This window comes from Pseudarthrobacter sp. MM222 (assembly GCF_947090775.1).
In the GTDB taxonomy this organism is placed as follows: domain Bacteria; phylum Actinomycetota; class Actinomycetes; order Actinomycetales; family Micrococcaceae; genus Arthrobacter.
The window spans coordinates 3,794,401-3,807,392 of sequence record NZ_OX352321.1 but is presented as its reverse complement, the minus strand read 5'-3'; the positions used below and the strand labels follow the sequence as shown (position 1 = coordinate 3,807,392).

At 63.6% G+C, this 12,992-nt stretch carries 10 protein-coding genes; 8 read left to right on the top strand and 2 right to left on the bottom strand.

The features are described from left to right. Positions 1-52 precede the first annotated feature (52 nt). The 5 genes from OM977_RS17450 to arfA all read left to right on the top strand — a co-directional run bounded on the left by OM977_RS17450 (position 53) and on the right by arfA (position 6,055). Entirely contained in the window at positions 53-1,054 is a 1,002-nt protein-coding gene (locus OM977_RS17450; protein ID WP_264355147.1) for a LacI family DNA-binding transcriptional regulator, read from the top strand. A gap of 197 nt (positions 1,055-1,251) precedes the next feature. Next, positions 1,252-2,586 (top strand): extracellular solute-binding protein, encoded by a 1,335-nt coding sequence (locus OM977_RS17445; protein ID WP_264355146.1) that lies wholly within the window; start codon positions 1,252-1,254, stop codon positions 2,584-2,586. A 28-nt stretch (positions 2,587-2,614) separates the two neighbouring features. Then, the gene (locus tag OM977_RS17440; RefSeq protein ID WP_264355145.1) at positions 2,615-3,568 is read left to right on the top strand and encodes a carbohydrate ABC transporter permease; all 954 of its coding nucleotides are present in this window, start codon (positions 2,615-2,617) and stop codon (positions 3,566-3,568) included. A gap of 2 nt (positions 3,569-3,570) precedes the next feature. Next, positions 3,571-4,467 carry a carbohydrate ABC transporter permease gene (locus OM977_RS17435; protein ID WP_264355144.1) on the top strand — a complete coding sequence of 299 codons (897 nt, stop codon included), beginning with the start codon at positions 3,571-3,573 and terminating at the stop codon, positions 4,465-4,467. Between the two features lie 49 nt (positions 4,468-4,516). Then, positions 4,517-6,055, top strand: a complete 1,539-nt coding sequence (gene arfA / locus OM977_RS17430; protein WP_264355143.1) for an arabinosylfuranosidase ArfA — start codon at positions 4,517-4,519, stop codon at positions 6,053-6,055. A gap of 95 nt (positions 6,056-6,150) precedes the next feature. Here arfA and OM977_RS17425 read toward each other — a convergent pair whose 3' ends face one another. Further along, entirely contained in the window at positions 6,151-6,750 is a 600-nt protein-coding gene (locus OM977_RS17425) for a PadR family transcriptional regulator (protein WP_264355142.1), read from the bottom strand. Positions 6,751-6,936: 186 nt separating this feature from the next. Here OM977_RS17425 and OM977_RS17420 point away from each other — a divergent pair, with 186 nt between their 5' ends. Next, a complete protein-coding gene (locus OM977_RS17420) occupies positions 6,937-8,373 on the top strand; it encodes an MFS transporter (RefSeq protein ID WP_264355141.1) in 1,437 nt (478 codons plus the stop codon). 70 nt (positions 8,374-8,443) lie between these two features. Here OM977_RS17420 and OM977_RS17415 read toward each other — a convergent pair whose 3' ends face one another. Next, on the bottom strand, positions 8,444-8,773 hold the full coding sequence (locus OM977_RS17415) for a hypothetical protein (RefSeq protein ID WP_264355140.1): 330 nt from the start codon (positions 8,771-8,773) through the stop codon (positions 8,444-8,446). Between the two features lie 556 nt (positions 8,774-9,329). On the opposite strand from OM977_RS17415, the gene OM977_RS17410 reads away from it, so the two are divergent. Together OM977_RS17410 and OM977_RS17405 are read left to right on the top strand one after the other, a co-directional pair. Beyond that, positions 9,330-10,925 (top strand): glycoside hydrolase family 68 protein, encoded by a 1,596-nt coding sequence (locus OM977_RS17410; RefSeq protein WP_264355139.1) that lies wholly within the window; start codon positions 9,330-9,332, stop codon positions 10,923-10,925. 81 nt (positions 10,926-11,006) lie between these two features. Further along, positions 11,007-12,980 (top strand): glycoside hydrolase family 32 protein, encoded by a 1,974-nt coding sequence (locus OM977_RS17405; protein ID WP_264355138.1) that lies wholly within the window; start codon positions 11,007-11,009, stop codon positions 12,978-12,980. The last annotated feature ends 12 nt before the right edge of the window (positions 12,981-12,992 follow it).

The following is a 12,992-nucleotide window of genomic DNA, read 5'->3' as shown; positions in this document are numbered from 1 at the left end:
AGCAGCAGCCATCGGCTGCTGCCTTGGTCCTGATGACATTGAAAGGGGAGCAGTGCGCGCAACGGTCAAGGACGTCGCGCGTCGCGCCGGCGTCTCACCCAAGACTGTCTCGAACGTGATGAATGGAATCGTTCCGGTCAGCGGGGCCACCAGGGTCAAGGTGGAGCAGGCCATTCTCGAACTGGATTACGTGCCCAACCTCTCCGCCCGCGGACTGCGCAACGGCAGGTCGGGTGTGATCGCCCTGGCGCTGCCGGACCTGGCGACTCCCTACTCGGCCGAGATCGCGCACAACGTGGTGGAAGTTGCCCACGAGCAAGGCTGGAGCGTTCAGATTGAGGAAACCGGGTCCGATCCCCGGCGCGAATACGAACTGATGTCCCGCGCCCGGTCCAACCTCATTGATGGCCTGATCCTCAACCCTGTGGTGCTGGACGAGAGTGCCGTCAAGGTGGGCGTCTCGTTGCCCCCGGTGGTGCTGCTGGGCGAGGTGTCCCAAAAACTGGCCGACCGTGTGTGGGTGGACAGCTTTGCTGCCGCCCGTGACATGACCCTGGCGCTTGCCGGGACCGGCCGGCGCCGTATCGCCGTGCTCGGAACCGCAGAAGGCCGGGGCTCCGCCGCTGCAATCCTGCGGACCCGCGGCTACCAGGCGGCGCTTGAAGAACTCGGCCTTGACCGGGACGACTCACTGCTCATCCCGTGCGAAAAGTGGACACCGCAGACGGCCGCAGTCGCGCTCGCCGCCTATCTGGACTCCCACCGGCTCCCCGAGGCGCTGTTCTGCTTTACCGATTCCATGGCCATTGGCGCCATGAGCGTGTTGTGGAACAGGGGAATCAGCGTTCCTGGCGACGTTGCCGTGGCGGGCTTTGACGACATCGCCGACGGTCAATATGCCGTTCCATCTCTCACCACTGTTTCCTTCGACAAGCGCCGCGTGGCCAGCGAAGCCCTCCGCCTGCTCACCGAGCGGATGGCAGACCGTACCGGCGAACAGAGGGTGGTCACCGTCGATTACAGAATCGTGGAGCGGGACAGCACCCGCGGCTAGCCGGAGCGGCATCTAAACGAGACTGCTGCCTCATCTTGTTCACGCTAACAATTTCCCCTTGTGGGGATTTTTACATCGATGTAATGTGAGTCCCGCGTCGCATCACCCCTGCCGCTCCCGGGACCCAGTGGACCGGAACGGCACGGTTTTGTGGCCTCAGGTTTACTTTTCAGCGGACCCATCCAAAGGAGTGTCGGGTGAAGCAGATTGACTTTTTTGCCGGGAAACAAGTGTCCCGGCGGCAGTTACTGGCAGGTTCGGCGGCCCTCGGCAGCGTGTTCGCGGCCGCCGGCCTCACGGGCTGCGGCGGTGCCGCCTCGGCAGCCGCCGTGCGGGATATTTCGTTCTGGCATCTCCTGTCCGGCGGTGACGGCATCAAGATGCAGGCGATGATCGGTCAGGCGAATGCGGCCAATCCCGGGTTCAACGTGCGTCCGACCGTCCTGGCGTGGGGGCCGCCGTACTACACGAAGCTGGCGATGGCGTCAGCCGGAGGTCGCCCGCCGGAACTGGCCATCATGCACGCCAGCCGGGTTCCCGGCTACGCCCCCGGAGGACTCATCGACCCGTGGGACATGTCCCTGCTGGCGGAACACGGGGTGACAGCGGAGAGCTTCGCCCCCAGAATCTGGGACAAGAGCCAGCACAGTGGCCAGGTTTTTTCCATCGCTCTGGACTCCCACCCTTTCGTCATGTTCTACAACACGGAGGTTGCCGGCAAGGCCGGAGTGCTCGCCCCCAGCGGGCAGCTGCAGGACGTGAGCTCTCCGCAGGAGTTCCTCTCGATGGCCCGGGAGATGCAAAAGGTGACGCAGGCGCACGGCCTTTCCTTCGGCTATCTCGGCAGTGGGTCCCAGATGTGGCGTCTCTTCTACACGCTCTACAAGCAGCACGGTGTGGACCTGGTGCTCACCCCGGGACAACCGATGAAGGTTGACAGGGATGCGGCGATCGAGTCCCTGGAATTCATGGCGTCGCTGTTCGACGACACGATCGCGGCCAAGAGCGGGGACATCAGCACGGGCATCGCCGAATTTGCCCGCGGTGGTTCAGGCATGCTTTTCAGCGGCGTCTGGGAACTTCCCACGCTCAAGAAGGCCGGTCTGCCGGTCGATGCGGCAACCATCCCCACGCTCTACGGGACGCCGGCGGCCTATGCCGACTCGCATTCCTTTGTCCTGCCGCGGCAGCTGAACGCCGATGACGAGAAGCGGCGCGGCGTGTACAAATTCGTGAGTCACCTCCTCAAGGGATCGCTGTCCTGGGCGGAAGCAGGCCACATTCCGGCCTATCAGCCGATCGTGCAGTCACAGGCCTACCGGGACCTGACACCGCAGATCCACTACGCCAACGCGGCGGACATCCTCAATTACGATCCGGAATCCTGGTTCAGCGGCTCCGGCTCGGACTGGCAAACCTACTTTGCCGAAAACGTGCAGAACGTACTCCTCGGCCGCGACAAGGCAGCCGACGGCTGGGACGCCTTCGCGGAACGCACCAACACACTTCTCTCCCGGCCGAACCCGGTCTGAGCCACCCCGAGTGACAAAGGAGTCCCTGATGAGTTCCTTAGCAACATCCCGCCGGGCCGCTGAACGTACGGCAACGTCCGGTCCAGCCCGGCCCCTTCCTAATCCGACCCCGTCCCGTCGAACCAGGGAGAATCTGACCGGCTGGGGCTTCGCCGCCCCTTTCCTCGCGTTCTTCCTGGTCTTCCTCGTCTGGCCCATTCTTTACGGCCTCTTCATGAGCCTGACCGGCAAGTCCCTCACCGGCGCCAACGACAGCTTGGTTGGTTTGGCCAACTACGCTGAAGCCATGGCCGATTCGGCCATGTGGCGGTCCCTAGGCAACACGCTCTACTTCACGGTGATCAGCACAGTGCCCTTGGTGATCGTTGCCCTGGTCATGGCCGCGCTGCTTAGCGTCGGGTTGCCCGCGGAATGGCTCTGGCGCCTCTCCTACTTTGCTCCGTACCTGCTCGCCTCGACCGTTGTCTCACTCTTCTTTACCTGGATGTACAACCCGCAGCTGGGGCTGATCAACGACTCCCTGTCGAAAATCGGGCTTCCAAGAGTGGCCTGGCTGAACGACCCGAATGTGGCAATGTGGGCCGTCGTCATCGCCACGCTGTGGTGGACGGTCGGCTTCAACTTTCTGTTGTACCTGGCGGCCATGCAGAACATCCCTCACCAGCATTACGAGGCGGCATCGCTGGACGGGGCCGGAGCCTGGCGACAGTTCTTCTCCATAACCCTGCCGCAGCTGGCGCCGACCACCGTGATGATCGTCCTCCTCCAGATACTGGCGTCGCTGAAAATCTTTGATCAGGTGTACCAGATGACGGCCGGCGGCCCCAGCGGTTCCACCAGGCCGGTAGTGCAGTACATCTTCGAAACCGGGTTTACCGGCTACCGGCTGGGCTACTCCGCAGCCGTCTCCTATATTTTCTTCGGGCTGATCGTGATCGTCTCGGTCATGCAGTTCGTCATCACGCGCCGCAGGAGTGCATAACCATGGCAACCCAGACACTCACCCTCCCCGCTCCGCACGCCGCCAGCCCAGCAGCGGTCCGTAAACCCCGCAGGAAGATCACGGCCGGCAAGGCCGCCGTGACGGCGGTCGCGGCGTTCCTGGCAGTCCTGTGGCTCGTTCCCTTCGCCTGGGCCACGGTTACGGCCTTCAAGAGCGAGACCGACGCCGCAGCGAAGACGGTCAGCTGGATCCCGCCGTCGGGCTTTACAGCGGACGCTTTCGTCAAGGTGTTCCAGGACGGCAATATCCCGCTCTGGACCTGGAATTCCTTCTATACCTCGGCCGCCATCACGGTGATCACGCTGGTCATCTCAGCGCTGGTCGCCTACGCCCTGTCCCGCATCGACTTCCGCGGCAAAAAGGTCCTGATGACGGTGATCATCGCCTCGATCATCATCCCGCCGCCAGTGCTGATGATTCCACTGTTTTACCAAATGGTGACGCTTCACATGATCGACACCGCCTGGGCCGTCATCCTGCCCCAGGTCATCCACCCCGCCATGGTGTTTGTGCTCAAAAAGTTCTTTGATCAGATTCCGCGTGAACTCGAGGAAGCTGCGGTGATGGATGGTGCCAGCCGGATGCGGATCTTCCTCCGGATCATCCTGCCGCTCTCGCGCCCCATCCTCGCCGCCGTCGCGATCTGCGTTTTCATCAGCGCGTGGAACAACTTCCTGTGGCCCTTCATCTCCACGAACGACGGGTCCATCCTGACCCTTCCGGTGGGGCTGCAGACCATCAAGAGCGCCTACGGCATCCAGTACGCGCAAAACATGGCCTCCGCACTGCTCGCGGCCTTGCCGCTCATCCTGGTCTTCCTGTTCTTCCAGCGCCAGATCATCAAGGGCGTTGCGACCACCGGCCTCGCCGGCACCTAAGCCTTGATCACTTCCAACGAACCTGTTCAACCAAAAGGAGATATCCCACATGTCCCGCGCACGAATCACCCTGGACCGAGACTTCACCATCGGGGAAGTGCCCCGCCGCCTTTTTGGCTCCTTCGTTGAGCACATGGGCCGCTGCGTTTACACCGGAATCTACGAGCCGGGCCACCCGGAGGCGGACGAGAGCGGTTTCCGCCAGGACGTGCTCAAGCTCGTCAAGGAACTCGGGGCCACCGTCATCCGCTACCCCGGCGGCAATTTCGTGTCCGGCTACAACTGGGAAGACGGGGTGGGTCCCCGGGAAAACCGCCCCCGGCGGCTCGACGGCGCCTGGCACACCCTGGAGACGAATGCCTTCGGACTGCACGAGTTCGTGGACTGGTCCCGCCAGGCGGGGACCGAAATCATGGAAGCCATCAACCTGGGTACCAGGGGAGTGGACGCGGCGCGTGAGATCGTGGAGTACGCCAACCATCCCGGAGGAACCTACCTTTCGGACCTGCGCGCCAGGAACGGGCACAAGGACCCGTTCAACATCAAGCTCTGGTGCCTCGGCAATGAAATGGACGGACCCTGGCAGATCGGCCACAAAACCGCGGATGAGTACGGCCGGCTGGCCCAGGAAGCCGGCAAGGCGATGCGGTTCGTGGACCCGGACATCGAACTTGTGGCCTGCGGAAGCTCCAACTCCGGTATGCCCACGTTCGGAGCATGGGAACAGACAGTGCTGACCCACGCCTACGAGGAAGTGGATTACGTCTCGCTGCATGCCTACTACCAGGAGCAGGAGGGCGACGTCGGCAGCTTCCTCGCCAGCGCAGTGGACACCGATTATTTCATCGAATCAGTCATCGCAACTGCCGATGCCGTCCGCGCGAAGGGTAAGCACAAGAAGCACATCAACTTGTCCTTCGACGAGTGGAACGTCTGGTACCAGCGCGGCCTCGATACCGAGGACCAGCCGCACCAGGTGGCCAAGGCCGGCTGGCGTGAGCACCCCAGGGTCATTGAGGACAAGTACAACGTGACGGATGCCGTCGTCGTGGGTACCCTGCTCAACTCGCTGCTCCGCCACGGCGACCGGGTCAAGATCGCCAATCAGGCGCAGCTGGTCAACGTCATCGCCCCGATCCTCAGCGAGGAAAACGGCCCGGCCTGGCGGCAGACCATCTTCCACCCCTTCGCGCGCATGGCCGAATTGGCGAAAGGCCAGATCCTGCGCCTGTCCGTGGACTCGGACAAGTACGAAAATGCCCGCTTCGGCGGCACGGATCTCGTGGATGTCAGTGCGACGTGGAACGAGGAAACGGGCCGCGTGGCGCTGTTCTTCGCAAACCGCGGCCTCGAGGAAGCTGCTGATATTGAAGTCGCACTGCGCGGGTTTGATGCCCGTCAGGTGCTCCGCGCGGAGGTCCTTGAAATCCCCGAAGGCGGGAACCGTTTCACCGTCAACACCCAAGGCAGTCCGGACCAGGTAGGCCTCAAGCCGCTGGAAGGGGCGAAGGCGAGCGGCTCCGAACTCCGGGCGACGCTGCCGGCGCTGTCCTGGGCTGTGATTGAGCTGGAAGTCGTCAAAAACTAACCAGTTGCCCGCAAAGCTTTAAGCCGCGGCAGCTTTAGGCGGACGACGGCGGGAGGTCCCGCCGTCGTCCGCTCACCAGGATCATCACGCAGGTGCTAGTCGGCGAGGATCTGATACAGCGCGCGGCGGGTTTCATCGATTTTTTCCATCGCCGCCTTGCGTTGTTCCTCGGTAGCTGAGAAGCGGAACTGGTGGATGACCCCCATGAGCTTTCCCACGCTTTCATGGAACGCCGGACCGGATCCCTGCGGGGTGTTCCACGCGTTCCCGAGCTCCTCGGCATTATCGGCCACGTAGGCCCTGCCTGCGTCGGTGAGTGTGAACTCCGTGCGCCGACCGTCCCCAACAGGCGCGATGAGTTCTTCATCAACGAGCTGCTGAAGCGTCGGGTAAACGGAGCCCGGGCTCGGACGCCAGGCTCCAGACGTCCTCTCAGCAATGGCCTTAATCAGGCCGTAGCCGTTGGACGGTGATTCGGCCAAGAGGGAGAGAATAGCCGAACGGACGTCGCCCCTGCTCGCCCGGCGTGAACCGCCGGGACCAAACCCGGGGCCGAACCCCGGCCCGAACCCGGGTCCAAACCCGCGGCCGGGCCCGAAACCGCCGTGTCCGTGGGGTCCGCGGCGGTTTCTGCCGCGACCGAAAGGCCCCAGAGCGGGGCCGCCGTGTGTGACTTCGTCGTGCATGCCTTTCATGCTGGCATCGTCCTTCCTTTCGGTGTTTCCTTTAATCGCCGAACCTTCGGCGATAGTTAACGATATATCGGCGAATATCGGCGGTCAAGGGTCGGGGACTAATTCGGGGGAGGGTGCAGTTATGCAGTCGGAGCAGGAACCGTTTTGCCGGCAACGCGTTTTGAACGCCGATGGGAATGAGACAACGTGACTACAACGCATACTGAGGGAGTCGGCTTCCGGTCCAAGCGCGGGCCGGTCCTGATTGCCCTGATGCTCTCCACGGGACTGGTGGCGATCGATGCCACGGTTGTGGCGACAGCGGTGCCTTCCATCGTGGACGAAATAGGCGGGTTCACATCGTTCCCGTGGCTTTTCTCCGCGTACCTGCTGGCGCAGGCAGTGTCCGTTCCTGTCTACGCGAAGCTCTCCGACACTATCGGTCGCAAACCCATCATGCTCCTCGGAATCGGCCTGTTCCTGCTCGGCTCGATCCTCTGTGGAGTCGCCTGGAGCATGCCGGCCCTCATCGCCTTCCGCGTGGTGCAGGGCCTTGGCGCCGGAGCGGTCCAGCCGATGGCCATCACCATCGCCGGCGATATCTACACGCTGACGGAGCGCTCAAAAGTGCAGGGCTACCTTGCGAGCGTGTGGGCCATCTCCTCGGTGGTGGGCCCGACGCTCGGGGGAGTGTTTGCCTCACTCGGCATCTGGCGCGGCATTTTCCTCGTGAACATCCCGCTGTGCCTGGTGGCAGGGTGGATGCTGGTCCGGTCGTTCCACGAGAATATCGAGCGCGTAGAGCACCGGGTCGACTATCTGGGGGCGGGGCTGCTGACGGTCTCCCTGACCCTGCTCATCCTCGGGGCCCTCGAGGGCGGTCAGGGCTGGGCCTGGAACTCCGCCATCAGCTACGCAGTGTTCGCAGGCGGTGCGGTTTTGTTCGCCGCGTTCATCCTCGTCGAGCGGAGGGCAGCGGAGCCGGTCCTGCCGCCGTGGGTTGCGTCCCGCCGGCTGCTGGGGACGACGGCGATGATTTCCTTCGGCGTCGGAGCCGTCATGCTGGGCCTCACTTCTTACGTTCCCACGTTCCTCGAGGGAGCACTCTCCACCTCCCCGATTCTGGCGGGGCTCGCCCTGGCGGCGCTCACAATCGGCTGGCCGATCAGCGCATCCCAATCGGGCCGCCTGTACCTTCGAATCGGGTTCCGGCGGACCGCCCTGATCGGGATCACGGTCACCGTCATTGGCGCAGGAGTACTCGCCTTCACCGCCGCCTTCCCCAGCATTGCGTTAGCCGCCGGCAGTTGCTTCATCGTTGGGCTGGGACTCGGGCTCGTGGCGACCCCGACCCTCATTGCAGCCCAGACGAGCGTCGAATGGAACGAGCGCGGCGTGGTCACCGGCACCAACCTTTTCGCGCGATCGATCGGCAGCGCCATCGGCGTCGCCGTTTTCGGGGCGATAGCCAACGCCGTCTACGCAGGCACCCCGAACGGCGACACGGATCCCCATACAATCGTGTCGGCCTCCGCCGCCGTGTTCCTGGCCGTTCTGATCAGTGCCGTACTCACCGTCGTCGCCGTTATCGCGATGCCCGCCACAAAGAGTGTCCAACAGGTCCCTGCCGCCGCGCGGGGGTGATCAGGAATGGTTGCCCTTACCCCTGTAGCAGACGACGGCGGGAGGTCCCGCCGTCGTGCCCGCACCAAATTCATTCCTGGGCGCTGAGGTTCCAGTGGACTCTGATGGCCTCGGCAAACGGGCCTGCGGTGACGTCGACCCGGAAAGCAACGGGCGCGGTCCCTGTTTCCTCGATGACGGAGTCACGGTAAACGCGGCCGCATGAGGGACACAGGGTGTAGAGATCCTCATCCGCAGGCCATTTCGCCAGCTCGGCGGGGACCGGGCTGTTGTCTGCGATGTAGACGGGGACGCCTTGTGCGTTGGCCTGAATCAACCCGTCCTTGCTGACGGTGTTGCCGCACACGCAGGTGATGGTGGTGACATCATGACCGATCACATCGGCGGTTTCAGAGTCCATGATGACTTTCCCGGCGCTGGAAGAGACGTTCTGGTATTAGCTTATGCCTGCTGGAGCGTGCGGTGGCACTCGAATTAGATAGGGCCAGCCTGAAACCGCGAGGCGCTGGAGTCGTCGGTCTGCGGACGGCCAGTTACCGGGCCATGCCGGATGGCTACGGTTCCGAATGAGCAGGCGACCAACCAGCAACACTTGGGTTTACCCACGGGTAATTCCCATCTTTTTTGCGGTAGCCCCCGCAACATTTGACTGGATTTCTCTGCCGTGGCACGCGCGCGCCGACGTTAATGCAAGCGCTTACACTCGGACGGCGGCACTCGGCTGCCGGCGCCCGACGCAGGGTTTGGTAACCCAGCGAAGCCTGCCTAACGTGATTCCCGGCGCCGGGCCGCAACATTCCCCGGCTGCCATTCGGGGCCCTACCCAGGTCCCGTCCCCTCGACACGAAGGCGTCCTCGATGACGCCTGTGGTGTCGTTGGGATTGTCGGAGTTTCGGGGGACCAGGGCATATGCCCGTCTTCCACGAATGGTCTCAACTCCGCGAGAAGAGCAACAATGCACGAGCACCCCAATACACCCCGGAAGCTGCGGTGGCGTTCTGTCGCCGCCGCCCTGGCGGCGGCCGTGGCGGCCTCCGTTTTCCTTTCCGTTCCGTCCGCGCAGGCAAACACGCCGTCGGATCCGCCGAGCGGCGGGCAGATGCCCGCTCCGGCGCCCGGCTTCCCCCTGCCCACGAAGCACACCCAGCAGGCGTTCGATCCGGCCGCGGCGTTCACCTCCAAGTGGACGCGTGCGGACGCCAAGCAGATCATGGCGCAGAGCAGCACAACCGGGGCCCCTGGCCAGAACTCCATGAGCCCGAGCGTCACCATGCCGGAGATCCCCGAGGACTTCCCGGCCATGAACGACGATGTGTGGGTTTGGGACACCTGGTCCCTGACCGACGAGAAGGCGAACCAGATCAGTTACAAGGGCTGGGACGTCATCTTCTCACTCGTCGCTGACCGGAAGGCCGGCTACGGCTTCGACCAGCGGCACTGGAACGCCCGGATCGGCTACTTCTTCAGGAAGACCAACGCTGACCCGGCCAAGGACAAGTGGAACTACGGCGGACACCTGTTCCTGCCCAACACCTCCATCGGCAACACCGAATGGTCCGGTTCCACTCGCCTTATGCAGGGCAACAAGATCAACGTGTTCTACACCGCAACCACGTTCTTCGACGTCGCCGAGCGCAACGCCGGCGGCGGCGGAATCGCCCCGGATGCCGTGATTGCCAAAGCACTGGGCAACATCCATGCCGACAAGAACGGCGTGACCTTCGACGGCTTCGAGCACACCAAGCTCCTCGAGCCGGACGGCGTCATGTACCAGAACAAGGCCCAGAACCCGGGCTTCGCCTTCCGTGACCCGTATACGTTTGCGGACCCGGCGCACCCGGGCAAGACCTTTATGGTCTTCGAAGGCAACACCGGGGGCACCCGCGGCGACTACAAGTGCAAGGATGAGGATCTGGGCTACCGGCCCGGCGATCCGAATGCCGAGACACTTGAGCAGGTCAACAGCACTGGTTCCTGGTTCCAGACTGCCAATGTCGGTCTGGCCGTCGCGGACAACAAGGACCTCACCAAGTGGTCGTTCCTGCCGCCGATCCTGTCCGCCAACTGCGTCAACGACCAGACCGAGCGTCCGCAGATCTTCATCCAGAACGAGGACGGCAAGAACAAGTACTACCTGTTCACCATCAGCCACCAGTTCACGTACGCTGACGGGATGCGCGGCCCGGACGGCGTCTACGGCTTCGCCGGTGACGGTGTCCGTTCCGACTACCAGCCCATGAATAACAGCGGCCTGGCTTTGGCATCCCCCACGGACCTGAACATGCCAGCTAATGCGCCCGAGGGTCCCGATCCCCGCCAGAACGGCCGCCAGTTCCAGGCCTACTCGCACTACGTCCAGCCCGGCGGCCTGGTGCAGTCCTTCATCGACAACGTCAACGGTGTCCGCGGTGGGTCCCTCTCGCCCACGGTGAAGATCAACTTCCGCAACGGTGTTTCCGCGGTTGACCGCAGCTTCGGGCAGAACGGCCTCGGTCCGTTCGGCTACCTGCCCACGAACCTCAGAGTCGGCGGTGCCGGCCACTACAAGTAGGACAACAGTTAAGCAGTAACAGGAGGAAGCGCCCGGAATCCGGGCGCTTCCTCCCTCCGCTCATACCAGGAATGTTGAACCATGAAAAACCTCACGGAGAGCCTCGCTTCCGGACGGCTGAACGCCCGCACGATCTGGATCGTCGTGGCGGCAGTCGCCGCGGCTGTCCTGGTCGCAGTGGCGCTGATCCCGTCGGCGGGACCCCGTCCGGCTGCCCCGGGCCGGGCGGAGCAGGCACTCCTGGAAATTGCCGGCGCACAGGCTGAAGCCAAGGAATCCCACGGGCGCTACGGCTCGTACTGGCTCAGCGGTACCGACCGCACTCTTGAGACGCTGACGCATCCGCTCCGGACCGCGGGCGTAACTGACCTGCGGAGCATCGAATGCCCCGATGGGTGGGTGGCAGCTGCCCGGACTGGAGATGACGTCGAGGTCAGGTCCAGTGTGGAGGACCGTGTGGTCCGCGCCGGAGCAGGTGAGATTGTTCGTCCGGAGTGCATGACCTCCGAAGCCGTCGAGTCCATGCTCGCCGACATGGGCGTACCGCGGAAGAAGCTGGCGGCCGCGCCTTCAGCATTCGACCGGCCCGAGGGAGCATCCGAGTTCCGGCCGAGCTATCACATCACGCCCGGGAAGAACTGGATGAATGATCCGCAGCGTCCTATCCTGCTGGACGGGCTGTGGCACTACTACTACCTCTACAATTCCGGCTATCCGAGCGAGAACGGTACCGAGTGGTACCACCTGACGAGCACAGACCTGGTCCATTGGAAGGACGAAGGGGTAGCGATCGCCAAGTACAAAAACGGGCTGGGCGACATCGAGACCGGTAGCGCTGTGGTGGACCATGACAACTCGGCCGGCTTTGGCAAGGGCGCCGTTATCGCGGTCATGACGCAACAGGATCAGGGCGTCCAGCGGCAATCCCTGTTCTACTCCACCGACAACGGGTACTCCTTCACGGCGTATGCGAAGAACCCGGTTATGGAAAACCCCGGCGAACCGAATTGGCGGGATCCTAAGATTATCCGCGACGAAGCCCACAGCCAATGGGTGATGGCCCTGGCCGAAGGCGAAAAGATCGGCATGTATACGTCAACGGACCTCAAGGACTGGCACTACGCTTCCGGCGTCGAACGCACCGGTCTGGGCACCCTCGAATGCCCGGAACTCTTCCAGCTGGATCTCGACGGTGACCCGTCCAAACGGACCTGGGTCCTGGCCGCCAGCGCCAACGGGAGCGGCGAGGGACTCACCACGGGCGTCGCCTACTGGACCGGCGCGTGGGACGGTACCCGCTTCACCCCGTCCGACGCGCCGCATCAGTGGCTCGACGCCGGCTCCGACTTCTACGCCGCCGTGACATGGGATGATCCCAGGCTGACCGAAAGCCAACGGATGTCCTCCCGGCACGCCATCGGGTGGATGAACAACTGGGCCTACGCCCGGCAGTTGCCCACCGAGGACTGGCACGGCGGCGCCGACTCCATGGTGCGAGACATCAGGCTCCAAACGGTCGCGGGGAAGCCGACCCTTGTGTCGACCCCTACGACGGCCATGAAGTCCATAGAGGGCCCGGCGGCAACCACCGGGGAACGCCGAATGACCCGTGACGGCGCAGGACAGCTACCCGCTCCGGAAGGCGGGGCCTACCGGCTCGATGTGCAGCTTGAGCGGACGGCGGCCGACGACGGATCCGAAGCGAGGATCGAGCTCGGAAGCGATGGAAAAACATTCGCGACGGTCGGATATGACTTTTCCGACGGATCGGCCTACATCTCACGCGAGTCTGCTGACGCCGCCACCGGCAAGGCCGAACTCGGTCCGGACTACCGGGCAACACGGCGCACAGTCAGCCCGGCCCGTGACGGGAAAGTCGAGCTATCGATTTTCGTGGACCATAGCTCGGTCGAGGTTTTCATCAATGGCGGGGAAAAGACCCTGACGTCGCTCGTTTTCCCCACCGAAGGGACGCCGAGCCTCGGGGCCGTCACGGCTGGGGGCGCGCTGACGCTCAAGGCTTTCAGCTACAGGCGGCTGGCCTCCACACACTGACCGGCTAGTCGC

Bases quoted from the DNA above. Each gene is read 5' to 3' on its own strand.
- OM977_RS17440 (WP_264355145.1), top strand. From the start codon at position 2,615: ATGAGTTCCTTAGCAACATCCCGCCGGGCCGCTGAACGTACGGCAACG.
- OM977_RS17435 (WP_264355144.1), top strand. From the start codon at position 3,571: ATGGCAACCCAGACACTCACCCTCCCCGCTCCGCACGCCGCCAGCCCA.
- arfA (WP_264355143.1), top strand. From the start codon at position 4,517: ATGTCCCGCGCACGAATCACCCTGGACCGAGACTTCACCATCGGGGAA.
- OM977_RS17425 (WP_264355142.1), bottom strand. From the start codon at position 6,750: ATGAAAGGCATGCACGACGAAGTCACACACGGCGGCCCCGCTCTGGGG.
- OM977_RS17415 (WP_264355140.1), bottom strand. From the start codon at position 8,773: ATGGACTCTGAAACCGCCGATGTGATCGGTCATGATGTCACCACCATC.
- OM977_RS17410 (WP_264355139.1), top strand. From the start codon at position 9,330: ATGCACGAGCACCCCAATACACCCCGGAAGCTGCGGTGGCGTTCTGTC.
- OM977_RS17405 (WP_264355138.1), top strand. From the start codon at position 11,007: ATGAAAAACCTCACGGAGAGCCTCGCTTCCGGACGGCTGAACGCCCGC.